General features: G+C 59.3%; 21 protein-coding genes and 2 tRNA genes. 12 read left to right on the top strand and 11 right to left on the bottom strand.

Annotated features, from left to right (window positions below; genetic code table 11):
* Positions 1-48: 48 nt before the first annotated feature.
* From AC05K6_RS07315 to AC05K6_RS07300, 4 genes are all read right to left on the bottom strand, one after another.
* The gene (locus AC05K6_RS07315) at positions 49-681 is read right to left on the bottom strand and encodes a cell surface protein (RefSeq protein ID WP_476728198.1); all 633 of its coding nucleotides are present in this window, start codon (positions 679-681) and stop codon (positions 49-51) included.
* Between the two features lie 200 nt (positions 682-881).
* Positions 882-2183: an iron uptake transporter deferrochelatase/peroxidase subunit gene (efeB, locus tag AC05K6_RS07310; RefSeq protein ID WP_476728197.1), complete on the bottom strand. Its 1302-nt coding sequence runs from the start codon at positions 2181-2183 to the stop codon at positions 882-884.
* Positions 2183-3394: an EfeM/EfeO family lipoprotein gene (locus AC05K6_RS07305; protein WP_476728196.1), complete on the bottom strand. Its 1212-nt coding sequence runs from the start codon at positions 3392-3394 to the stop codon at positions 2183-2185. The genes efeB and AC05K6_RS07305 overlap by 1 nt, the downstream gene beginning before the upstream one ends.
* Positions 3395-3434: 40 nt before the next feature.
* A complete protein-coding gene (locus AC05K6_RS07300) occupies positions 3435-5381 on the bottom strand; it encodes an alkaline phosphatase family protein (protein ID WP_476728195.1) in 1947 nt (648 codons plus the stop codon).
* Between the two features lie 283 nt (positions 5382-5664).
* Between AC05K6_RS07300 and gyrA the strand changes: the two genes are divergently transcribed.
* From gyrA to AC05K6_RS07280, 4 genes are all read left to right on the top strand, one after another.
* Complete coding sequence (gyrA, locus tag AC05K6_RS07295) at positions 5665-8178, top strand: DNA gyrase subunit A (protein ID WP_476728194.1); 2514 nt, start codon at positions 5665-5667, stop codon at positions 8176-8178.
* Between the two features lie 158 nt (positions 8179-8336).
* Positions 8337-8984 carry a DUF3566 domain-containing protein gene (locus AC05K6_RS07290; RefSeq protein WP_476728193.1) on the top strand — a complete coding sequence of 216 codons (648 nt, stop codon included), beginning with the start codon at positions 8337-8339 and terminating at the stop codon, positions 8982-8984.
* A gap of 104 nt (positions 8985-9088) precedes the next feature.
* Positions 9089-9165 (top strand) — tRNA-Ile (locus AC05K6_RS07285).
* Positions 9166-9232: 67 nt separating this feature from the next.
* Positions 9233-9305 (top strand) — tRNA-Ala (locus AC05K6_RS07280).
* A 49-nt stretch (positions 9306-9354) separates the two neighbouring features.
* Here AC05K6_RS07280 and AC05K6_RS07275 read toward each other — a convergent pair.
* Both AC05K6_RS07275 and AC05K6_RS07270 read right to left on the bottom strand, forming a co-directional pair.
* On the bottom strand, positions 9355-9603 hold the full coding sequence (locus AC05K6_RS07275; protein WP_448307920.1) for an antitoxin VbhA family protein: 249 nt from the start codon (positions 9601-9603) through the stop codon (positions 9355-9357).
* A 190-nt stretch (positions 9604-9793) separates the two neighbouring features.
* Positions 9794-11527, bottom strand: coding sequence for a cytochrome c biogenesis protein CcdA (locus AC05K6_RS07270; RefSeq protein ID WP_476728192.1), 1734 nt, complete (start codon positions 11525-11527; stop codon positions 9794-9796).
* A gap of 229 nt (positions 11528-11756) precedes the next feature.
* Between AC05K6_RS07270 and AC05K6_RS07265 the strand changes: the two genes are divergently transcribed.
* From AC05K6_RS07265 to AC05K6_RS07240, 6 genes are read left to right on the top strand one after another with little or no spacing between them, the layout of a single operon-like run.
* A complete protein-coding gene (locus AC05K6_RS07265; protein ID WP_476728191.1) occupies positions 11757-12191 on the top strand; it encodes a hypothetical protein in 435 nt (144 codons plus the stop codon).
* Positions 12192-12220: 29 nt separating this feature from the next.
* Positions 12221-12817 (top strand): sigma-70 family RNA polymerase sigma factor, encoded by a 597-nt coding sequence (locus tag AC05K6_RS07260; protein ID WP_293791742.1) that lies wholly within the window; start codon positions 12221-12223, stop codon positions 12815-12817.
* The gene (locus AC05K6_RS07255) at positions 12814-13614 is read left to right on the top strand and encodes an anti-sigma factor (RefSeq protein WP_476728190.1); all 801 of its coding nucleotides are present in this window, start codon (positions 12814-12816) and stop codon (positions 13612-13614) included. The genes AC05K6_RS07260 and AC05K6_RS07255 overlap by 4 nt, the downstream gene beginning before the upstream one ends.
* Before the next feature lie 12 nt (positions 13615-13626).
* On the top strand, positions 13627-14214 hold the full coding sequence (locus AC05K6_RS07250) for an MmpS family transport accessory protein (protein WP_476728189.1): 588 nt from the start codon (positions 13627-13629) through the stop codon (positions 14212-14214).
* Positions 14215-14245: 31 nt separating this feature from the next.
* On the top strand, positions 14246-14506 hold the full coding sequence (locus AC05K6_RS07245; RefSeq protein WP_293791737.1) for a hypothetical protein: 261 nt from the start codon (positions 14246-14248) through the stop codon (positions 14504-14506).
* A gap of 8 nt (positions 14507-14514) precedes the next feature.
* Positions 14515-16434 (top strand): alpha/beta-hydrolase family protein, encoded by a 1920-nt coding sequence (locus AC05K6_RS07240; RefSeq protein WP_476728188.1) that lies wholly within the window; start codon positions 14515-14517, stop codon positions 16432-16434.
* A 24-nt stretch (positions 16435-16458) separates the two neighbouring features.
* Here AC05K6_RS07240 and AC05K6_RS07235 read toward each other — a convergent pair whose 3' ends face one another.
* The 4 genes from AC05K6_RS07235 to AC05K6_RS07220 all read right to left on the bottom strand — a co-directional run bounded on the left by AC05K6_RS07235 (position 16459) and on the right by AC05K6_RS07220 (position 20708).
* The gene (locus tag AC05K6_RS07235; RefSeq protein ID WP_476728187.1) at positions 16459-17142 is read right to left on the bottom strand and encodes a TetR/AcrR family transcriptional regulator; all 684 of its coding nucleotides are present in this window, start codon (positions 17140-17142) and stop codon (positions 16459-16461) included.
* Positions 17143-17244: 102 nt separating this feature from the next.
* Positions 17245-17664: a YccF domain-containing protein gene (locus AC05K6_RS07230; protein WP_476728186.1), complete on the bottom strand. Its 420-nt coding sequence runs from the start codon at positions 17662-17664 to the stop codon at positions 17245-17247.
* Positions 17665-17710: 46 nt separating this feature from the next.
* Positions 17711-19210, bottom strand: a complete 1500-nt coding sequence (locus AC05K6_RS07225) for an anthranilate synthase component I family protein (protein ID WP_476728185.1) — start codon at positions 19208-19210, stop codon at positions 17711-17713.
* Positions 19211-19259: 49 nt separating this feature from the next.
* On the bottom strand, positions 19260-20708 hold the full coding sequence (locus AC05K6_RS07220) for a hypothetical protein (protein ID WP_476728184.1): 1449 nt from the start codon (positions 20706-20708) through the stop codon (positions 19260-19262).
* Between the two features lie 162 nt (positions 20709-20870).
* Here AC05K6_RS07220 and AC05K6_RS07215 point away from each other — a divergent pair, with 162 nt between their 5' ends.
* Together AC05K6_RS07215 and AC05K6_RS07210 are read left to right on the top strand one after the other, a co-directional pair.
* Positions 20871-21395 (top strand): peptidylprolyl isomerase, encoded by a 525-nt coding sequence (locus tag AC05K6_RS07215; RefSeq protein WP_448307930.1) that lies wholly within the window; start codon positions 20871-20873, stop codon positions 21393-21395.
* A 7-nt stretch (positions 21396-21402) separates the two neighbouring features.
* Positions 21403-22128 carry a rhomboid family intramembrane serine protease gene (locus AC05K6_RS07210; RefSeq protein ID WP_476728183.1) on the top strand — a complete coding sequence of 242 codons (726 nt, stop codon included), beginning with the start codon at positions 21403-21405 and terminating at the stop codon, positions 22126-22128.
* Positions 22129-22134: 6 nt separating this feature from the next.
* On the opposite strand, the gene crgA is transcribed toward AC05K6_RS07210, so the two are convergent.
* Positions 22135-22407 carry a cell division protein CrgA gene (crgA, locus tag AC05K6_RS07205; RefSeq protein ID WP_293791727.1) on the bottom strand — a complete coding sequence of 91 codons (273 nt, stop codon included), beginning with the start codon at positions 22405-22407 and terminating at the stop codon, positions 22135-22137.
* Positions 22408-22474 lie beyond the last annotated feature (67 nt).

The raw sequence follows: 22474 nt of genomic DNA, 5'->3' as shown, positions 1-22474 counted from the left end.
AAACCCGCGCTCCCGGTAGGAGAGCACGGGTTTTAGTAGGAGAGTTCTTTATGCCTCGCGGCGGGAGAACATCATCCAAGCGCCCGCGATCATGGAGATCAGAGCCAGACCAGCCAGGATGGAGATCTCCGGCTTAACACCGGTGTTAGCCAGCTGAACGTTGCGCTCAGCGGCCGGTGCCTCGGCTGCAGGTGCCTCAGCGGCCGGTGCCTCAGCTGCAGGTGCGTCTGCGGCCGGAGCCTCGGCAGCCGGAGCCTCGGCAGCCGGAGCCTCTTCACCCTTCATGTCGCCCTCGCCCTTCGGAGCCTCAGCCTTAGCGTCGTCCTTCTTCTCACCCTTAGGTGCCTCAGCCTTGGCGTCGTCCTTCTTCTCGTCCTTCTTTTCCTCGGCCTTGTCGCCGGCGTTGCCCAGGACTGCACCCAGAACGCCCAGGCCGACGATGGCGCCGCCGACGCCAGCAGCGATCTTCTTTTCCTTGCTCATGTTGGAGGAGCCGGCCGGCTCGTTCTCGTCGCCAGCGCCCGGCTGCTCGTCGCCAGCGTTGGTGTCGTTCTCGGCCGGAGCTGCCGGAGTGCCGGTGCCGTTCTCAGCGGTCTGAGCGTTAGCAACCGGGGTCAGCAGGGCTGCGGAAGCCAGAGCGGTAGCAGCGGCGGTAGCGGTGAACTTCTTGGACAGCTTCATGTCATTCTCCTGTGTTCTCGTGTGTCGCCGAGATTTGGCATTGTGGGGTGAAACGTTTGACTTTCTTAAAGTAATCTTTGCCAAGGTATTTAGCAGTGCTAAGAATTACAAAAGTGCCTGTTCAGGCGCGTTTAGGAAGAATTTTCACTAAACAAGCTGGTCAACGCGAGATTGCATATATGCGCAAGTATTTTCATCAGTCACTTTGATTTACCCCCGTATGGAGGAGTGAAAAGGCCTTTCCCTAGAAAGTCATCTTTCGCGGCGACCCCTGGGAATACATAGAAGTACCCACCTCCATACGGGCGGATGTAATCCGCCAAAGGCTCGCCCTCAAGCCGCTTTTGCACGGTAATAAACTGCCGCTGAAGATCCTGCTGAAAGCACACAAACACCAAACCTACGTCCAGCGTGCCATTGTCCAACACGCCGTTGTCATAGTTATAGGCGCGCCGGAGCATCAACTGGTTCGCTGTCTCCTCGGTGCGTGGGTTCGCTAGGCGAATGTGTGCATCCACCGGAATCACATCACCTGTAGGGTCATCGAGGTAGTTTGGCTCCTCCCACTCGTCGCCACCGGAAAGCGGTCCGCCGCTGAATCGTTCGCGACCGAAGATCTGCTCCTGTTCCGCGATGGAAATGCGATCCCAGAACTCCGTCAGCATCACAATTAGACGCACGGCCATGTAGCTGCCACCGGCTGCCCACTTCGGCTCGCCAGTGCCTGCCCACACCAACTCATCGTGCTGTTCGGGCGTCGGGTTAACGATTCCATCCTTAAACCCCAGGTGGTTGCGTTGGGTACCGCTCGGACGCGGCGGGTTTTGGTATCCCGACTGGCGCCACCGCACCGCCATTGCCCCGCGCGTGTGGCGCAGAATGTCGCGGAGCGCGTGCATTGCCGTGTCCCGGTTGTGTGCACAAATCTGGATCACCAGGTCGCCATGGCACTGCGTGGGATTCAGCGAATCATCCGCGAAGGCCTTCATGGTCTTGAGGTGCTTTGGCTTCTTGGCCTTCAACCCGAAGCGTTCGTCGAACAGCGTTGCGCCCGCCCCGAGCGTGATCGTCAGTCCGTCCACCGGCACGTCCTCGCCCAGCTCCCCGGAATCCGTCGCTGGGTATGCGATCCCATCAGGCGCCGCCGGCCCACCGGTGGTCAGCACGCGCGCCCGCTTGGTGATTGTCTGCAGCAGGTTCTTTAGCCCCTCGGGTCCCTCTGCGAGTACATCTAAACCGCAGATAATCAGCTCTTTTTGCGGTGGAGTAATTACGCCCTGCTGGTGCTCGCCTTCAAACGGATAGTCGGGCAGATCGTCGTCGTTGTCGTGGTATTCCTCGGCGGTGGCGCCGGTTTTTGCAAGGGTAGTGACGCCACCCACTCCAGCCAAGCCAAGCATTCCGCCCAACATTGTGCGCCTCGAAACCCGGGCGCCTTCGGGACGGTTTTTCTGCTCGCCGTGGTCGTCTGCGGTGGCACGGGAATGAAAAGGACAGTTCACTACATCCTCCTGATCACGGTCATGGTTGCCAGCGGGGCAAGCAGTTCGTTTAGTTTGCCGATGGCTGCCCCCAACTCACGCTGATCGGCTTGATCCCACGCGGTGAAGGGTTTCTTTCCGTCGTATTTAGCGGCCATCTTCTTGGCTACCTCGTCCGTCCGATCCAGTTGCCGATCCAATTCGTGCAGCTCTGCCCCGCGGTCTTCCACCAGTTCGCGCAGTGGTTCGAGGGTAGACCGGGTGGAATAAAGGGCGGCCCGTACTGCGCTGCCCGTGATGTGTGCTCCAAAATCGTTGTGGCTCTTCAGGTCAAAACGTTCGACCTCCTCGGTGACCTCGTGGGTTCGCAAACCGTAGTTGGGTGCAAAAATCGCAAAATGCTCGATGCCGTCCGCCACTTCGTGGACGTCTTCGTTCAGATTCTCGGCTGGGTCGAGCAGATCGCCCATGGACGCGCCGTGCCACAGTCCCCACTCCAGCCCGTGATAGCCCGAAAGATCCTTGGCCTGATTGCCGTTGGCCTTCGAACTGGTGCCGAAGTCCGCGATGTCATCCACCGGCCCCGGCCACTCGTGGTTGGAATCATCTAGCCTGCGGTAGGCCAGGTAAGCTGTCTTCCAGGCTTCTTTGGCGGCTGTGCGGTCGCCGGAACGCACGGCGCGCAACAGCGCGTCGTCTTTAGACACCCAGTCGCGCACCTGAGGTTTTTGTGCACGCGCATGGGCGATGGATATGGCCGTGACCTCTTTCTCCGTGATCGGTTTCATTTTTGGGGCGTCACGAAGAGAAGAATCGGTGACCTTAAACTCGTCGCTAGAGATCGCCTTTTTACCCTGGAAGACGCAGGTCAGGTGGTATGTGCCGTCGGTCAGCTTCACGGACCAGGAGCGGGTGGCGGAACTGCCGACGCGCTCGAGGGTCTGGTAGGCGAAACCCTCCTGGTCGGCGACGTAGACCGTGGTGGAGGCGTCCGCGGTGTTGGTCACTCGGATGTGGTTGAGGTCGCCGTGCAGATCGCCGGGGGAGGGGCAGGCGCGGCGGCTCTTGATGTGAATGTCGGCGTCAGCGTTTGTGCCGTTGTCGCTATCCTCGCTAGAGCAGCCGGATAGCAGCAATGCGCTCGCCGAGACAGAGGCCACGGCGAGGGCTGCGACAACCCGGGCGGGCTGCCGCCGCGGGCGGGGTCGATCCGATGATTCAGGGGAGGTCATAGCTGGTACCGATGGTGGCTAATAATGGCGCCTATTAGTTCTAGCTCTCGGATCCGCCCTTGCGGTTGGAAATCCAGGTGAGGAAGCCCAGTACTATTACGGCTACTGCGCCCATGCCCAGCCAGGCACCGAGGTGGTTGGAGTCATCGGATCCACCCGCAGCATTGTTCTTGCTGTTGGAAGCTGCAGCGTTCTGCACGTCCTTCTCCGTGACCTTCGGGTCGTTCATACCCTCGGCGACGTCCTTCAGCTTCTTGCCCGCGCGGTCGCTGTCATCCACCCGCTCGATGGAGTCGTAGTCCTTGGCGACGGTGCCATCGGTCTCGTTGAGGAACAGCTTCTCGGCGCTGGCATTGTCGAAGTCGAACATGTTGTCCAGCTTGCCCGCGCGGTTATCGAAGCTGTGCTCGCTGAGGCGGCCCAGCTCCCAGTTGTCCTGGATGAACTTCGTCACCGAGGTCTGCTCGGTGTAGGTGCTGTCCACGTGGTTGACCTTAGAGTACGGGGAAATAACCAGCATCGGCTGGCGGGTACCCGGGCCACACTGGCCGTTCTCGTCACCGGCTACGCCGACCTTCTTGGCTGCAGTGGTGCAGATCTTGGAGTCGATCGGCTTTCCGGTTTCCTCCAGCTTGGTCGTGTCCTTGGAGCCATTCAGAACCTTCGGGGCACGGTGGTCGTACCAACCATCGGAGTCGTCGTAGGCGATGACGATGGCGGTGGAATTCCACTGATCAGAGTTCTGGATCTCGTTGATGTAGTGGGTCATGAAGGCCTGCTCATCCAGTGGGTTGGAGTAGCCCGCATGGCCGTCCTGGTAGTTGGAGGCCTTCAGGTAGCTCACGGCCGGCAGGTTGTTGTTCTCCAGGGCGGTATCGAAATCCTGCAGGTCGTACTGGTGGTTGGCCTGATCGGACTTGCCGATCATGTCCGGGTTGCTGGGCTCCAGGTGGTGCGGGTTGGCGGTGGATGCGAAGTATTGGAACGGCTGGTGGTGCGGGTTGTAGTCTGTCTTCTCCTGGCCGGTCAGGGTCTTGTGGGTGGCGCCGCAACGAGCGCGGGCATCGTCCGTGGCCTTCTCCGTCGGGCGGAAGCCACCCTGGAACCAGCCCCAGGTGATGTCCTTCTCGTTTAGCTGGTCACCGATGTTCTTGTTGTGCAGCGCAGCTACCTCGTCGGTCTTGGAGGAAGAGCTGTTGGAACAGTCGTCGTACAGCGGATCCGGGTCGCCTACGACGGTAACGGTTTTGCCGTCCTTGGATACTCCGGCGAACTCGTCGGACTCACCCGGTGTGATCTTCACCTGCTCGCCGTTCGACGGATCGTGGATGGTGGCGCCGGCGACGGTGGCGCCCACCAGGTTCAGCGCGCCGGGGGTCGACGGGCCGAAGATGGTGGAGTAGCTGTTGTCGTTCATGGCGTAGTGCTGCGCGTAGTTCCACAGACCCGTGACGGTGTTGCCGTCGTAGTAGCCCATGGTCATGCCCGGGCGGGCGTATAGACCCTCGTTGTCCTTATCCACGTCGGTGGAGACGGTCTCCGGGAACTTGTCCATCTTGCCGTTGTTAAAGGCCTCCTGCAGCGCAGAGTATTCGTGATTCTGGTCCACGGTGACGGCCTGATCTGGTCCCAGTCGGAAAGGCTTAACGGAGTTGGGGTTGTTCTTGCCTAGGAGATCTTCGCTAGCCAGGTTGTTGACCTTCGGGGTGTCCTTCTTCGCCTTGAACTTCGGGGCATTTTGGTCGTTGGACTGTAGCTTTTCGCCGTCCTTGTTTGCGGCCTTGGGGTAGGTGGCGAAGTAGTGGTCGAAGGAGATGTTTTCGCTGTAGATGACGACGACGTGCTCGATGGGAGTCTTCGGCTTGGCCTGAGCGTCGTCGGCGGCGGCAACACCCATACCGCCGGTGGCTGCAGTAAGCAGCAGGGCGCTGGAGGCGGCCATCGACGCGACCTTGCGAAATGCGGTGAGGGGCTTAGGAGAGTTCATGATTGGGGTTTCCTCTTGCGATAGCGGTCATAGCTGCGAATCGACTATGGCTGCAATAGGGTCAGTGCTCTAACATCTTTGATCTAACTCCTGGTTTGTCTGCCGTGCAGCACGAGAATGGAGCTTCCGCGCGTGTTTAACAGTTATTTACCTATGCGACATCTCGAATTCACCTCAAGGGGCGGGAAACGTGGCGTCACAAAGCCTCCAAAGCACAGTAAACCCGCAACTAGGGGGTAGAATAGATAGGTCTGAAGGCTAAACAGAAAGGCTTCTCAAAACAGTGAGCGACGACAATAACGGTAGCGACAACCTCTTCGATCGAGTCACACCGATCGATCTGCAGGAGGAAATGAAGTCCAGCTACATCGATTACGCCATGAGCGTGATCGTCGGACGCGCCCTGCCCGAAGTCCGCGATGGTCTTAAGCCCGTGCACCGGCGCATCCTCTACGCGATGTTCGACAACGGCTACCGCCCCGAGCGCAGCTACGTGAAGTCCGCAAAGCCCGTCGCTGACACGATGGGTAATTACCACCCGCACGGCGACAGGGCGATCTACGACACCTTGGTGCGCCTGGCACAGCCATGGTCTATGCGATACCCGCTGGTAGACGGTCAGGGTAACTTCGGCTCCCGCGGTAACGATGGCGCGGCCGCTATGCGTTACACCGAGTGCCGCATGACGCCCCTGGCGATGGAGATGGTGCGCGATATTCGTGAGAACACCGTCGAGTTCCAGCCCAACTACGACGGCAAAACCACCGAGCCGACCGTGCTGCCGTCCCGCGTGCCGAACCTGCTGATGAATGGCTCCGGCGGCATCGCCGTGGGCATGGCCACGAACATTCCGCCACACAACCTGAACGAGCTGGCAGAAGCCATCTACTGGTTGCTCGACAATCCGGAGGCGGAGGAGGCGGACGCACTGGAAGCCTGCATCGCGCGGGTCAAGGGACCGGATTTCCCAACCGCTGGCCTGATCGTCGGTGACAAGGGCATCCAAGACACCTACCGCACAGGCCGTGGTTCGATCCGCATGCGTGGTGTGACCAGCATTGAGGAAGAGGGCAACCGTCAGGTCATTATTATCACTGAGCTGCCATATCAGGTGAACCCGGACAACCTGGTGGCCTCGATTGCGGAGCAGATCCGCGATGGCAAGATCGCCGGCATCTCCAAGATCGACGATGAATCCTCCGACCGCGTTGGCATGCGCATCGTCATCACCCTGAAGCGCGACGCTGTACCGCGCGTGGTGCTGAACAACCTGTATAAGCACTCCCAGCTGCAAACCAGCTTCGGATCCAACATGCTGTCCATCGTCGACGGCGTGCCGCGCACTTTGCGTTTGGACCAGATGCTGCGCCACTACGTAGATCACCAGATCGACGTGATCGTTCGCCGTACTCAGTACCGCCTGGACGAGGCCGAGAAGCGCGCCCACATCCTGCGTGGCCTGGTGAAGGCCCTGGACATGCTGGATGAGGTTATCGCCTTGATTCGCCGTTCCCCGACGGTGGATGAGGCCCGCAGTGGCTTGATCGACCTGTTGGATGTCGACGAGGTGCAGGCCGATCACATCCTGGCAATGCAGCTGCGTCGCCTGGCCGCCATGGAGCGCCAGAAGATCATCGACGAGTTGGCAGAGCTGGAAGAGACCATCGCCGACCTAAAGGCGATCCTTGCATCCTCGGAGCGTCAGCGCGAGATCGTTCGCACTGAGCTGCAGGAGATCGTAGAAAAGTACGGTGACGAGCGTCGCACCCAGATCATCGCGGCGTCCGGAGATGTGTCCGAAGAAGACCTCATTGCCCGCGAGAACGTGGTCGTCACCATTACCTCCACCGGCTATGCGAAGCGCACGAAGGTGGATAGCTACCGCAGCCAGCGTCGCGGCGGTAAGGGCGTGCGCGGAGCCGAGCTGAAGCAGGACGATGTGGTGCGCCACTTCTTCGTCTGCTCGACGCACGACACCATCATGTTCTTCACGAACTTCGGCCGGGTATACCGCCTGCGTGCTTTCGAGCTGCCGGAGGCTACTCGTACCGCTCGTGGTCAGCATGTGGCCAACCTGCTGGAGTTCCAGCCGGGTGAGCAGATCGCACAGGTCATTCAGATTCAGTCTTACGAGGATGCCCCGTATCTGGTGCTCGCCACCGCACACGGCCGCGTGAAGAAGTCCCGTCTGACGGATTACGATACGGCGCGTTCCGGTGGCCTCATCGCCATCAACCTCAACGAGGGCGATCGCTTGGTCGGCGCCCAGCTGTGCACCGCCGAGGATGATTTGCTGCTGGTTTCCGAAGAGGGCCAGGCCATGCGCTTCACCGCGGATGATTCCACGCTGCGGCCGATGGGTCGAGCCACTGCTGGTGTGAAGGGCATGCGATTCCGTGAGGAAGACCAGCTGCTGGCGCTGACGGTCGTGGCTGAAGACTCCTCCTTGTTCGTGGCTACTTCTGGCGGCTACGGCAAGCGCACCCCGATGGAGGAGTACCCGTCGAAGGGCCGTGGTGGCCTGGGTGTGGTCGCGTTTAAGTACGACAAGAAGCGCGGCAAGCTGATCGGCGCGCTGACCGTCAACGACGACGACGAAATCCTGGCCATGACCTCCAACGGCGGCGTAATCCGCACCGAGGTGCGTCAGATCCGCAACAGTGGCCGTGCGACGATGGGCGTACGTCTTGTGGACCTGGCGAAGGGCAACGAGCTGGTGGCCGTGGACCGCAATGTGGAGGAAGAGGCAGAAGAGTCTGCCGAGGCCACCGCGAAGGCGGAAGCCGACTCTAAGTAAGTCGTCTACGGAAAGCCCAACAAGTAAGTCCAAGTAGCCTGGCGGTTAAAACCGCTAGGCTACTGTCGTAATTGCACAAAAATCTGAACGAGTAACAACAAAGTGCCGAACAAGCACCAAACAGGCACCAACCAAGCACCGACAAGCACGGAGATGCGATGACGCACCAAACGCCCCCGCCGAATGCGAAGAATGCGAAGAACATTCAGAACTCCAAGAGCGCGCAGGCAAAGAACGCGAAGAATGCGAAGAACGCAAAGCCAACCGCGGAGGAGACAAAGAATGCTCAGGTAGCTGGGCAAACCACGGCGAAGGATCAAGCCAAGGCAGAAGCCCAGGGCACCGTAAAGCCTGGTAACAAGGCCTCGGAGACTGTTGCGTCCAGCCAGCCCGACCAGAGTGCTGTGTCCACTCAGCCGGAGGCGAAGCCCGATGCGTCAGGCAAGGCGGGCAAGCCCAGTAATCCCGCTAAGCGTGGCGTGCAGCGAACGATTACGTACATCGAGCCCGTCAGTGCCCTGAAGATGGCGCTCATCTTCAATCTGGCGTTGTTTGCCGTGTGGTTTGTGGCCATGGCGCTGATCTACATTGTCCTCAGCGTTGCGGGCACGTGGGATCGTTTGGACTCGCTGGTGGGTGACCTGACGAGCTCTGATGGTTTCTCTGCGGGCATGTACTTCGGCGGCGTGATAGCGATTGGGCTTTTCGAGGTTGTGTTGTTCACTCTTCTAGCGCCGGTTGCCGCATTGATTTACAACGCCTCGTCGAGCATCCTCGGCGGTGTTCGCATCCAGCTGGATCGCTAGTTCTTCTGTTCTTTGTGACGCCTACTTTTCAGCGATAAAAAAGCCATCTGACCAGCCGATTTGGTGATTGCCTGGATTGGTGGGTAATGTTTCTACTCGTTCGAGGGCCTATAGCTCAGGCGGTTAGAGCGCTTCGCTGATAACGAAGAGGTCGGAGGTTCAAGTCCTCCTAGGCCCACCAATCGAACACCTTTCGCTAGAGAGTCAAAGCATCTGATATAGTTTCGGAAGCTTCGTTCGATAGTCAAGGGGCATTAGCTCAATTGGTAGAGCATCTGCTTTGCAAGCAGAAGGTCAGGAGTTCGATTCTCCTATGCTCCACAACAAAACACGGTGAAGGCCCTCCCGGAAAGTAAACCCGGGGAGGCCTTCATTTTTGCTTGTTCGGCTTTTCCTTCTTGCTTTCAGCGATGCGTTTACGAAGGAACTTGGCACGTTCGCTGTCGCCGTAACCGTGTCGTTCCAACACTTCCAGTACAGCTTCGTCGCCGGTGATTTCTCCTTGGAAGATACGTCGGACGTCCTCTTCGTCTTGGGTTGTCATGGTATATCCGGCCATGGTCATGGAGGCGCGGACAGCGGCTACTTTTTGATCTTCGGTGCGATTGTCGGCGGTCATGTCGTGTTCCTTCTGATCTGCTGTGCAGTTGTCTACGGCGGGCAGGTGCTTAGACATCTTTGGTGGGTGTAGAACTCAGTTTAGTGGCGGGGAGCGACGTCCCAGTTGGTATGCCATTCAATATCGAACACTTATCTGCCGGACTGTCTTGTAGCGAAAGGTCTGTGGGATACCGCAGATCCCGCCAGCACTACCCAAACGTCAGCGAGTAAAACTCCACACCTTTGCCAGCCCGCACGCTCAACTCACCCTGGTGCTGCTCGCGTTCGCGCAGGATATCCACCGTGCCATCCGCGTTAACCGGGAACCGGCGAGTAGTGCCGTCGCTGTAGTCCACTGAGATCTCACCCCGGCCAGAGACCACCAGCTGTACCCGGGCAGCCCTGTAGTTCAGGTGCAGCACCGCCGGCTCTTTCACGGGCCGGATGGATTGCTCAGCCAACTCCCACGTGCCCTCCAAGCTGTAGTGCAGTGCCTTTGGCTGCACCTTCCGAAACGTATGGGTACCGTTCTTATACTCATCCGCGGGATTAGAAAAATATTCCGCGCGCCGCGTGCCCAGGTACGTCTCCGGGTTCCGCTGGCGGGAACTGGTGGCGTCATTAGAAGAATCCCCACCTTCCTCTACCGGCGAAGGCAGCTCGATACCCGGATTGGCCGCCGAGAGTAGCTCGCGGACCAGGTGTTCGGTCTCGGCATAAGCGCCTTCGCCCTCGTGGATCTGGCGCACCTTGCCCGTGTGATCCACCAGGTAATGCGCAGGCCAGTAGCGGTTATTGAAGGCTCGCCACGTGGTGAAGTTGTTGTCCTGCGCGACGGGGTAGTGGATGCCCTGGTCGCGGATGGCGGCGGTGACGTTGGAGGCCTCGTGCTCGAATGCGTACTCCGGTGCGTGCACGCCCACTACCTGCAGGCCACTGTCCCGGTAGCGGTCGAAAAGCTTGGTGACGTGCTCGTTGGCGCGCTGGCAGTTGATGCAGGCATAGGCCCAGAAATCCACCAGGGTGATGCTCTGCTTGCCGTTTACCTTCGCCGGGTGGCGCGGGTCCACCGGGGTTTCCGTATTTATCCAACCCTCCAGGCCAGTGAAGGCCGGCACGGGGCCGCAATCGCGGAGCTGATCCGGGGAGGCCGTACGGCAGGTTTCCAGCTTTCCATCCGCGCCGTGTTCACCGGTGCTTCCCATGCCGTTGGCCTGCTGTAAAGCATTCTGCGTGCGATCGGAAGCGTTGAATTTTTCCTGCACACCCGCCGTCCAATCCGGAAGCGCCCGTTGCAGCGCCGCCGGAGCGTTGAACGCTATCGCCACCGCCAACACAATCACCAGTGCACCCGCGCCGTAGGAGATGCCCTTGCGGTGAGCACGTACGAAATCCGCCCGCGTGCCGATTCGCTTGCCCGCCAGCGCAAAGAAGAACAACGGCGTGCAAGCACCGATGGCAAAACTGATCGCCAGAATCACGTTGCCCCAACCGATCTGCCCCGTCGCACCCGCCACGGTAACCGCCGCCAAAACCGGCCCTGCACAGGGGGAATACACCGCACCTAGCGCCAGACCGATGCCAAAACCGGAGCCTCCTCCCGTGGTGAGACGTTGAATCCACTGCGGAATGCGAATCCGCGCAAAAGGCCGTTCCAGCTGGTCGCTCAGCGCTGGCCACAGCATGCTTACACCGACCAGTACCAAAAGCACGACGCCCGCCCAGCGCAGCAGATCCTTCGGCAGCCCCAGAGCACTAAGAACCACAGTGCCCAGCAGGGTGACCAGCGTAAAGCTCAACGCAATACCTGCTGCCACCAGCCACGGTTTGCGCCGTCTATCTGCACTAACCGCCAGCACAATCGGCAGCACCGGCAGGATACAAGGCGAAAGTCCCGTCACCAGCCCGCCGATCAACCCGATGAGTGCTATCTCCCATGCCATGTCTCCCGTGCTCCTTCTTGTTCTTTGTGACGCCACGACGTGCGTTGCCGGAGTGGTTTTAAAACGAGTTATGTGAATGATTACGGAGCGTTTGCGTGAAATGGATTGGAGAAAAATTTTTTTAGCTGCCGTCCAATCCGCCGTGGGGGAGGGTGCCGTATGTACTCATGACACGGTCCTTAAGGAGGCTGTGTGGAACCCGAAAACTACTCCCGAAGGAGACTTAAAAATGATGATTCGCAAGACCAACTCTGGGAATGACCAAGCAGCTGGATTCTCTGTAGGTCGCGCCGCCGTTGCTGTGGCACTGACTGGCGTAATGGGGCTGGGTCTGGTGGCCTGCAATGATTCCGACGATAAGGGCTCCGAGGGTAAGTCTTCTTCCAGCTCTTCCTCCGAGATGACGACTGAGGAAAAGATGAGCGAAGAGAAGATGACCGAGGACATGAAGGGAGGCGCACAGATGTCCGGCAAGAACGACAACATGATGGAATCCGGGGAGAACATGATGCCGAACAAGCCCGCAATGTCCGAAAAGATGCCTGAGAAGATGTCCGACAAGATGGACGGGAAGACGGACGGCAAGATGAAAGACAAGGTCGAAAACATGATGGAGACCGACGAAAGCATGATGCCGGACCTGCAGGGCAAGCACAATCACTAACAAACACGTAGTTTGCCCAACGCACTACGATGAAAATGGTGGCCATAGTCGATAGAGAAACGCCTGAGAGTTTGATGCTGCTCGCCCAAAAGGGCGATGCGGCGGCTTTCGCGCGCCTTTACGACCGGATCGCCCCGAACGTCCTGGGTCTTGCCCTGCAAATCATCCACGACCAGGCACAAGCAGAGGAAGTCACCCAGGAAGTTTTCATCGAACTCTGGCAGCACGCGGCAGACTTTGACCCTGCGAAGGGCTCAGCCAAGGCCTGGATTCTCCGTCGCGCAAGGCTCCGCGCAATTGATCGAGTTCGAAGCGCCATTGCCACCCTGAAGCGGGATGACCGGGAGGCCTTCCTGGTGGCGTCAATAAAACAAGAAAGCGTGGAAGACGAAGCATTACGGAACGTGCAACGGCATGCCGTGCGAACCGCGTTGGACATCATGGGCGAGCCGCACAAGACTGCGATTCTCTTGGCTTACTTCGGTGATATGACTCATGCTGAACTGGCCGCAACGACTGGTGTGCCACTCGGAACTGCGAAGACGCGTGTACGCGACGGGCTTCGTAAGTTGGAGAAAATCCTGAAAGAACAACGCGATGCCCTGGCGAAAGGGGGTGCCTCATGAACGAAAACAAGCCGAAGTTTGGGGAGCTGGAAAGCGATTTGGCTGCATTGGCCGAACCTGTCGCGCCTCCGTCACAGTTGAAGTCGGACATTATGGATGCAATTACGTCGGGCAAGTTCCCGCAGATCCCGCCGGGTGATGAGGTCGCGCCGGGCGAAGACAGCGCAGCAAGCAACGTAGTGCCTTTGTCGAAGGCAGCTGTGTCGAAGGCAGCTGGCTCCCGCCGGGGATTCGCACGCGCAGCGTTTGCTGCAGCTGCCGCAGTCGTCCTGCTGGCCGGCGTAGGGATCGTCGGAACCACCAGCGGATTGTGGGGCAGCTCTAGCGAGGACTCCAACGTGGCGGAAAGCAACTCGAAGCAGCCCACGCAAAACGTTGAGGAAGAGGCCCCGGAGGTGTTCTCGGACGGCGAGGGCGCAGCCCGTGCGGACGGCGACGAACCGATGCAGGGCAAAGAAGCGGAAGACCACATGCACTCGATCATGGCAATGGGTGATGTACGAAGCGTTTCGCTTAAAGCCGATGGTTCGACACTCGATGTCGTGGTTTCCGCGAAGATGGATTCCGGCGGTGCGATGGTCAATGGTGCGCCCGACTTGAAGAACGGCATGGGCGCCCAGGTGTGGTCCATCGACGAAAAAGGATCCGCCCGCTCGGCCGGTGTGATTGGTCAGGATCCGCACGACAATGTGTGGATGCCATTGCCGGCGGACACGATAATGGTGCGCGTTACCGAGGAGCCGATGGCCGGAAGTAAAGAACCGGGCGGGACGGTCTTGGCCGAGGGGAAACTTTAGGCGCGATGCCCTATGCAGAAGTGGGAAAAAACAAGGGGGACGGGACCGCTTCAAACATTCCCGAAACGGTCTTGGTATCAGCGCCTCTTGCTTGTGGTTGCCGCCACGGTCGGGGTTTGGATCCAAGGTCTTATTGCGACTTGTGTGTTCGCCTCCCTTGGGTTGCTCTTTGGCGTGGATCTTCTCCGGATTGAGGACAGTGAGCACCTTGGCGAGAAAGTCGTGGAACTACCCGTAATCCACGTTGTCGAGGGGGACATGACCAATGCTTCGGTCACCTACTGGGATGAGAAAGAGAACCGCATTCAAATTGATGGGGTTTCGGCTGATTGGAGGCAAAGTGTGTACCTAGAAGACGGTTACTTGCGCGCAGATCTAACTGCCACCAACGGGCCTCAAGATCGAGGGTCCATCACCTGCAAGCTCATGCAGAATGGCAACATCATCATGCAGCAGACTGCGACTGGTCCAGGCGCGAGTGTTAGATGTGCGACTAATTGGCATCGCATACCTGAACACATTCCGGATAATCCAGACATTCTCTACGCTCCACGTGGTGGTGTCCCATCGGCAGCAAGTAATGTTGAAGAAGCGAGCTAGACAACCCCCAACCAACGGAGCGCCACGACCCATGACCAGCATGAACACCACGTATCGCTACACCGACCCCTTCACCGGTACGCCACAGACTATCGACGGACCTGAAGGCAAGGCGTACCTCCTGGTCGAGCGCGGTGCGGAAGTTCGCCCAGGTGCGCCGATGGAGTTCTACAACGATCGCGAGAGCGCCCGCGAGGCCGTCATGGCCCGACTGAATGAGAAGGCCCGCACCCTGCAGGACTACGAAGAGTACTACGTCACCCACGCCACTCTGCGTGGTGCCCAGCTCTAGCACTATCCATGCGCAACCTGCGGCAAAAGATTCTCCCGGTTCTGCAACGGCGGGCAAAGTGGGCCTCCTTCAAGACACTTTCCTATTCTTTCCGAGCCGCCGCAACTGCTGTTGAACTCTACGCAAATCTCTTCCCCGGAGTGCGCCTGAACAGGCTCTATGCCTTGGATCCCCGCCGCGGTTTCGCCATCATTGGCGCGGAAATCGGCATGTGGAATGCCTTTTCGCCCTCCCTACTTCCGCACCCCTGGTGGGCGGTTGCTGGCAATGCCTCCACGTCGCAGGCAGTGGGGCATCTTAACGGCACCATCATTGCCAGCGCCGCTTTGCCAGCCTTGCGCGCAGCAGGGTTGGACCTGCAGGAACTGGTAAACAAGCCTGGCTATCGCACCGCCTACCGCGGGATCCACGGTGCCTTTACCCTGGCAACCGTTGCTGCTGCCTATCGCTTTTACAAGCGGCAGGGCGACTCTGCCGGGTTGGTTCACAGCCAACGCCTGGGCGCTCCCTCTGCCTTCATCGGAGTGGCCGTCAGCACCCTTGGCTATGGTGCGTTCCTACTGCTTGGCGAGCTACTTCAATCCAGCTTCGACCTCACCCGGCACTCGCTACGCCGATTCGTCCCCGCTCCTGTGGCGGTGCCTGTAGCCGCGGGAGCAGTGGGCGTCATCGCTTATCTCATCTCCGACAAGATCTTGCTGCGGCAGTTCCTAGAGAAGTTTAACGAGAAAGCCGAACTAGTAAATCGCCGCGTGTACTGGGGTTATCAGCAGCCATGGGAGCCCGAGCGGTCGGGCTCGGTGTGGTCGCATGAACGCTGGATCTCGCTCGGCGCGCAAGGCCGCGTACTGGTCGGCGGCGGGCCACGGGCGCGCGACATCACAGAGGTCACAGGTTGTACCGACGTGCATGAGCCGATCCGAATCTACGGTGGCTTGGCTCCGGGACGCACGCTCGAAGGCATCGTTGACCTAGTAAAACGGGAGTTACTGCGCACCGGGGCGCTGCACCGTTCCGCCATCATCATCCACACCTCTACCGGCACGGGATGGGTACCGGACTGGCAATTGGATACCGTGGAGTTCCTCACAGGCGGAAACTGCGCCAATGTGACCATGCAGTATTCCTACGTGCAGTCACCCGTCGCTTATGCGCTCGATCGCGATACGCCGGTGCGCGCCGCGAAGTTGCTTATTGACGCCGTGTTTGAGCTGCTGGACGGCATGCCAAATGCGCCGAAGGTGTTCGTAACGGGCGAATCCCTGGGAGCGTATGGCACGGCGGCAGCTTTTGACGGGCTGGAGGACATGCTGGCCAAGGTGGATGGGGCAGTGCTTTCCGGAGCTCCACGGTTTACCAAGATGATCCGCGAGATCACGGAGTGCCGTGGTGAGGGTTCGCCGGAGCGACTGCCGCTCTATGACGGGGGGCGTCACGTGCGTTTCCTCAGCCACCCCGACCATCTAGACCATGATTGGCGCGGACAAGAATACGTCGAGAAGTGGCAACACCCACGGGTCGCGGTAGTGCAGCACGCCTCCGATGCGATTGTCTGGTGGGGTCCGGAGTTGTTTTGGCGGGAACCGGATTGGCTGCGCGAACCGGGTGCCAGGGGAGTCCCGGCGCCAGCCACTCAGCACAGTGACGTGGTGGATAAGCTGCGTTGGATTCCGTTCACTACCGGCTGGCAGGTAGCGATGGACATGCTGAACTCCAAGCAGGCTCCAGAAGGTCACGGCCATAATTACCGTGGCATCATGGTGCCTACGTGGGAGCGCATCCTCGGCCCTGACCTCGTGCGAGTACCGCTCGATCCTGCGCTGCAAAAGCGCATCACCGATTGGATTACAAAGCATTCACGGGATACGCGGCGGGAAGAAGACCGCTTCCTCGATCGCTTTGGTTTCGGAGTAGCGCGCGAGGACTAGGCTGCCGACTGTGGCGGGTAGGGATTACTTCGGCGGGTTGAGGTAATCGTCGATGGGGCGTGCAATGGCTTGCCGCGCACGTTCCTCCGAAACACCCAGCATTCGCAGCAGATCGAGCGCAAGATCATCCCCAGCTGTTCTGCTGTTCAACGTCGGATCCTGATGCAGGCGCTGGCCCAACATCGCGGAAGCACCAAAAATGATAGCTGCCGCTGTTTCGGTGCTTGCGACGTGGAACGATCCATCTTCCACGCCTGCGCTGATACGCTCGCGTAGTAGTCTGACCAGCTCATTTGGCATGGTGTAGAAGTCGGGGGAACGCCGCACAATCGTCTTCGACAACGTGGGCACGAGGCGGTGTGCATAAGCCAGGATGCGGATGTTCGTGGCCGCCGCATCGATGGAATCAAGGTCCTGATCCGTGGCCATTTCAAAAATGATCGCCAAGTGGTTCACTGCATATTCGGCGACTTCGTCGAAGAACTGCGTGCGGTCTTTGAACGCATTGTAGAAACTGCCGTTAGACACCCCGGCCTTTTGGGTAATCGCCAGGATGGAAAGATCCGTCCGCTCTTCCGCAATCAGCTCGATTCCGGCGCGCAGCAGCGCCTGTTTAGTCCGCTCGCGGCGCGTATCCACCTGTTCGCTGCGGTTGAAGATAGCCTGCATCCACGCGGCGGTATCGATGTGTTGTTCGCCTGCTCGCACGCGCGGATTCACCCCTTTTCTTGGTGACGCCTACCTGTTTCAACCACACCCACCCCAGCAAGGGCTCCGGTGCGCGAATCTATAGCTTTCTATCAGGTTAACTCACCGGCGGCTCAGGCTAAGAAGGCGCATCTGCTCGTCGTGAGAGTTGACGATCCGCTTGCCATAGGGGAAGCACGTCACAGGGATGAGCTTCAGGTTTGCCCAGGCCAGCGGGAGGCCAATAATGGTGACGGCTTGGGCGGCGGCGGTGGCGATGTGCCCGACTGCCAGCCACACGCCCGCAACAATAAACCAAATGATGTTGCCGAAAGCTGCCAGGCCGGTCGGCATATCGGTTTCCACAGCTTCGCGGCCAAACGGCCAGATCACAAAGCTGGCGAGGCGGAAGCTTGCCACGCCAAAGGGGAACGTAACGATGAGCAGACAAGCCAGGAGGCCGAAGACAACATAGAGAAGTGCGAGCCACAGTCCAGCAGTGATAAACCAGATGATGTTGAGGATCAGACGAATAAGTTCCATAAATCCACTATATTCCGGGAACCCGGCAGGGGAGCAGGGTTAGACATCACACAATCTGACCACCGAGCGCTTCGAGCAGCGCCGCGGCTTTCACCAGCGTTTCCTCGTGTTCTGCCAACGGGTCGGAGTCCGCGACTATCGCCCCGCCCACCCCGAACGAGCACTCCCTGCCATCGTTGACGAGAGTTCGGATCGTAATGTTCAGCTCCGCTGCGGTGTTTGGCGAGATCCAGCCAATTGCGCCGGAGTACAGTCCGCGCGGCCGTGGCTCAAGCTCTTCAATGATCTGCATCGTGCGGATTTTCGGCGCTCCCGTCATGGATCCACCAGGGAAGCTGGCCTCGATCACGTCGACGGCCTCCAGTCCCGTGCGCAGTTGTCCCGTGATGGTGCTAACTAGCTGGTGGACATGAGAAAAACTCTCCACCGAAAATATTTTCGGCACCTGAACGCTGCCCGGTTCACAAACCCTCCCGAGATCATTGCGCAGCAGGTCGACGATCATCAGATTCTCCGCCCGATCCTTCGGGTTGCTCTGTAATTCATGACGCCCCTTCGCATCCGCCACCGCATCTTCCACGCGGGGTCGGGTGCCTTTAATTGGCTTGGCCGAGACCTCACCGCTGGGCGAGATTTTCAGGAATCTTTCCGGGGAGGCGCTGAGAATATGCAAGGGCGCCTGACCGGGACGGTGGAAGCGCAGAAACGCCCCATAGGGCACAGGGCTAACTTCGCGGAGCCGCAGGTAGGCGCGGAGCTCAGCCGACTCACACGACGCAGACGACGCAGCCGATGGGGAAGGGGCGGGAGTGGTGGCGGAGCGAAACTCTGGCAGATCGCGTAGCGCCGGCCCCCGGGCGGTGTTAGTAAGACAAACCTCGTAGCTATCGCCTGCAGCGATGTAATCCAGGCAGCGTTGAATACTGTCTAGGTACTGCTGTTTGGACTGGTCGAAGTGAAAAATGGCAGTGCGAGGTGCCGGGGTGGAGTGCGCGAAATCTTCGGTGGAAAACGGTACACGAGCGATGCGTTGCACCTCTGCCACGGTTGCATCGAGCCATGCCAGCTGCTGGGCGTGTGCGTCCTGCTCGTTGTTCGCGTCCGGCAGTATCGCCATCGCGTAGGTCACAGCAGCCGCATGGTCAATCACCACGGCTCGGTCGGCGTATAGCAGGGCTGCGTCCGGGTGATCTTCGTAGGAGCGAGCGATGTCCTCCACCCCGTAGCCCAGCGCGCCCACCCAGCCAAGTGCAAAGTCGCAGGGCCAATTGTCGGGCACTTCCACCCGTGCGGAAAGACTCTGCCGAAGTTGGGAGAAGAACGCCTTCGAGCTATCTACCTGGGGCAACCAAGTGTCCGCGAGCGGGCCAGCGTTGTTTGCCAGCACACTGATGTTTCCGCCATTGCCGGAGGAATCAAGCCAGGCCGCGGTGGGGGCGTCATTAAACAAAGACAAAAAGACCCGCGACGCGACACATCCGGTGCCTTCCCCAGAGCCTGTCGGCTGCAGGGGGATCGTGCGGAATGTGAGGCGGCGCGGGGTCATGTACGCCATTATCGCGCGCCGGGTTCAGCGCGCGGCCTGGGGGTGTGGATTAGAGGCGGTGCTTGCCGCCCTCGTCCGGATCCTCACCCGGGCCCTCGGCCAGTGGGAAGTCGGCCTCGGCGGCGTCCTCAGCGTCGGTGGTCTCGGCGGCACCCTGGGCGCTACCTGCCTGCGGAGCAGCCGGAGCACCCGGAACAGCAACGCCCGGTCCGGGAGCGCCTGCAGCCGGAGCGGCTGGAGCTGGTGCTGCCGGAGCAGCCGGTGCAGCCGGAGCGCTGGAGGTCTTCTGGTTCTCAGCCTTATCCTCGGCCTTGTCTTGGGCCCTTTCTTCGGCCTTATCTTGAACCTTGTCCTTTACATCGTTCTTCACATCGGCAGCCTTGGCCTTGGCCTTCTCGGCAGCACCAGTGGCCTTGTCAGCGAAATCCTGAACCTTCGGGGAGTTCTGCGGAGCATTCTCGCCCTTGCGCAGGAAGTTCACCACTGCCGCCCCAGCAGCAATGAGCACGGCGAGCAGCAGGAACTTACCGAACACGCCGCCCTTCTTTTCCTGCTTCTTCAGGCCCTTCTTCTCAGCCTTGGCCAGCGCCTTGTTCTGAGCCTTGCTGGTGGCGCGAGATACCTTCTTATCCAGCTTCGCAGCACGCTTGCGCGCATCCTTGTTCGCGCCCTTTGCCTGCTTCTTCGCGCGCTTGGCAGCCTGCTTCTTGGTTGCCTCGAGCTTCTTCGTCAGCTTCTTCTGGTTCTTCTTGGCGCTCTTCGTCAGATCCTCGGTGCGGGCTTCCACGTTGTCGCGCAGGTTACTGGTGACCTCCTGGCTACGAGCCTGGAGATCCTGAGCATTGTCCTTCAGCGCTGCGGTGAGCTGAGCGATCTTCTGCTCGCGCTTGTCAGCCTGCTTCTTCGCCTTCTTCTCGGCCTTTACCTGCGCCACGTCGAAGCGATCACGCAGCTTCTGGGTGCGCTTATCGATCTTCTTGCGCAGCTTCTCTGCATCTACGCCGAGCTTGTCGGCCAGGTCAATGTTGTTCACGTTCTCGCCCTTCTTCTTTAGTGACGCCACCGACTTCGCTGCCTTGGCGCGAGCCTTCTCTGCCTTCTTAGCTGCTTTATCTGCAGTTTTCGCTGCCTTGTTGGCAGCCTTGTCGGTGGACTCAGCGGTGTTGTTCTGGAAACCGGTAGAAGCCATGTCGTCAACATCCGCAGCGGTGTGCTCATCAGAGACATGTACCTGGTGGTGCCTGCGAGCTGCTGCCGCCGCGCGAGCCTTCTCCAAAGCTGCCGCTGCGCCCTCTTCGTTGCGCATAAGCTCCGCCACAGCCTTTACGTGGGCAGGAGAGCCAGCGATAATGCCTTCCCGCTCCTCAGCGGCGAGGTTGTCGCGAAGCTGCTGCAGAGCGTCAAACTCCTGGCGACGCTTAAACTCCTGGCGATTTTTCAACATGGTGCGACCCTGCTTGGCGCCACGTAGCGCCAGCCTTAGCGTGGTGGGGTTCATCGTGCGGGATGCTCCTTGAAGATCTATTTGAATGACTAATTTTGTTCGTACTTTTACCCATCCTAAAGAAAATTCCCCACAAAGGATGGGCATTACGCCTTATTGTGCGTATAGGCCAGGGCGGATGTAGGCAATCGTCAATTTCCCGTACAATGGCTCACTGTGAGTAACAAGACTGCAACCGCAATTCTGCACACCAACCACGGCGATATCGCCATCGAACTGTTCGGAAACCACGCTCCGGAGACCGTGGCTAACTTCATCGGCCTGGCTCGGGGCACGAAGGAGTACTCCGAGGCGAACGCTTCCGGTACCAATGAAGGTCCGTTCTACGACGGTGCGATTTTCCACCGCATCATCGACGGTTTCATGATCCAGGGTGGCGACCCGAAGGGCACCGGTCGTGGCGGCCCTGGCTACCAGTTCGGCGACGAGTTCCACCCGGAGCTGCAGTTCGACCGCCCGTTCCTGCTGGCTATGGCTAACGCTGGCCCTGGCACCAACGGCTCCCAGTTCTTCATCACGGTGACGGCCACTCCGCACCTGAACAACCGCCACACCATCTTCGGTGAGGTTACAGACAAGGAGTCCCAGAAGGTCGTCGCCAAGATTTCCCGCGTGGCCACCGATCGTATGGATCGCCCGAACGACGATGTCGTCATTGAGTCGGTAGAGATCCAGGAGTAAAAACTTCTTGCCCGTCCAAGAAGTCACTATCCGCCGGCCCTATCGGCGGTATTCCGTCACCAACGTCTTCATCGCAGCCTGCTGCCTTGTTTTCGTGGTGACGGTTTTTCAATCCGGCAACATTGTCAGCCCCCTCGAAGGACGCTCGACACTAGGTTCCGGAGCTGAGAATCTCGGACTGAAGATGATCTTCAACGCCGCCAATGTCACCCTCTACGGTGAATGGTGGCGAATCCTCACGGCCGCGCTAGTGCACTTGAGTCCAGTACACCTGGGTTTCAACATGCTGCTGATTTTCCTGATTGGCCGCGAGGTCGAACGGTCCTATGGGGCGGTTGTCATGCTTAGCCTCATCGTCGCCAGCGCTGCCAGTGGAGCCTTGGCCTGCATGTACTTTCAGCCGGAAGTCCCTGTCGGCGGAGCCTCTACCGTAGGTTATGGGCTTTTTGCCATGCTTATTTCACTATCCCGGGTTAAGCAACGGGACCTACGCGGTCCCATCACCTTACTCCTGGTGAACCTCGGATACTCCTTTATGCTCACCAATGTTTCAGTGTGGGGGCATATCGGTGGGCTCGCTGGAGGCACCATCATTGCACTTGCCACCAGTGCCACTGGAGCGGATAGCAACGGTGGCGAAAGGGCGTCCACAAAAAGAAAGACCATCGCAGCAACAGCCGCGACGGTCATTTTGGCCTTTACGATATGGACCGGCCTGGGGTGGCACTACTAGAGCTAGCTACTTCCATCCCATAGTCATTAACAGACCGACGATCAACAGGGCGAAGCCGATCAGGTAGTTCCATGCGTTGAGCTCAGCCATGAACGGGATCTGCGGGCCAGCAATGTAATTAACAACCAGCCAGGCCAGACCCAGAATCATCAGCCCGAGCATCAGCACAATGTACCAACGCGGAGTACCGCTGGAGTTCAGCTTCACGGGCGTGCGACGATCCGCGGAGGAAGAACTGGAGTAGTTCTCCTCCGCGGAATTAACCTTGGACTTTGGCATTGTTCAAAAACCTCAAAGGGATTGACTGCGAAGCGGACGGTAGGCGAGGTACCGAGCGCCCATGGGC

The organism is Corynebacterium sp. TUM25020, from assembly GCF_056388495.1.
This window is presented reverse-complemented; position numbering and strand designations above follow the sequence as displayed.

What these genes read in the sequence shown, in the direction of transcription:
- AC05K6_RS07315 (WP_476728198.1), bottom strand. Translation starts at nt 681, where the DNA reads ATGAAGCTGTCCAAGAAGTTCACCGCTACCGCCGCTGCTACCGCTCTG.
- AC05K6_RS07305 (WP_476728196.1), bottom strand. Translation starts at nt 3,394, where the DNA reads ATGACCTCCCCTGAATCATCGGATCGACCCCGCCCGCGGCGGCAGCCC.
- AC05K6_RS07300 (WP_476728195.1), bottom strand. Translation starts at nt 5,381, where the DNA reads ATGAACTCTCCTAAGCCCCTCACCGCATTTCGCAAGGTCGCGTCGATG.
- AC05K6_RS07290 (WP_476728193.1), top strand. Translation starts at nt 8,337, where the DNA reads ATGACGCACCAAACGCCCCCGCCGAATGCGAAGAATGCGAAGAACATT.
- AC05K6_RS07275 (WP_448307920.1), bottom strand. Translation starts at nt 9,603, where the DNA reads ATGACCGCCGACAATCGCACCGAAGATCAAAAAGTAGCCGCTGTCCGC.
- AC05K6_RS07270 (WP_476728192.1), bottom strand. Translation starts at nt 11,527, where the DNA reads ATGGCATGGGAGATAGCACTCATCGGGTTGATCGGCGGGCTGGTGACG.
- AC05K6_RS07265 (WP_476728191.1), top strand. Translation starts at nt 11,757, where the DNA reads ATGATGATTCGCAAGACCAACTCTGGGAATGACCAAGCAGCTGGATTC.
- AC05K6_RS07260 (WP_293791742.1), top strand. Translation starts at nt 12,221, where the DNA reads ATGAAAATGGTGGCCATAGTCGATAGAGAAACGCCTGAGAGTTTGATG.
- AC05K6_RS07255 (WP_476728190.1), top strand. Translation starts at nt 12,814, where the DNA reads ATGAACGAAAACAAGCCGAAGTTTGGGGAGCTGGAAAGCGATTTGGCT.
- AC05K6_RS07250 (WP_476728189.1), top strand. Translation starts at nt 13,627, where the DNA reads ATGCAGAAGTGGGAAAAAACAAGGGGGACGGGACCGCTTCAAACATTC.
- AC05K6_RS07245 (WP_293791737.1), top strand. Translation starts at nt 14,246, where the DNA reads ATGACCAGCATGAACACCACGTATCGCTACACCGACCCCTTCACCGGT.
- AC05K6_RS07240 (WP_476728188.1), top strand. Translation starts at nt 14,515, where the DNA reads ATGCGCAACCTGCGGCAAAAGATTCTCCCGGTTCTGCAACGGCGGGCA.
- AC05K6_RS07230 (WP_476728186.1), bottom strand. Translation starts at nt 17,664, where the DNA reads ATGGAACTTATTCGTCTGATCCTCAACATCATCTGGTTTATCACTGCT.
- AC05K6_RS07225 (WP_476728185.1), bottom strand. Translation starts at nt 19,210, where the DNA reads ATGACCCCGCGCCGCCTCACATTCCGCACGATCCCCCTGCAGCCGACA.
- AC05K6_RS07220 (WP_476728184.1), bottom strand. Translation starts at nt 20,708, where the DNA reads ATGAACCCCACCACGCTAAGGCTGGCGCTACGTGGCGCCAAGCAGGGT.
- crgA (WP_293791727.1), bottom strand. Translation starts at nt 22,407, where the DNA reads ATGCCAAAGTCCAAGGTTAATTCCGCGGAGGAGAACTACTCCAGTTCT.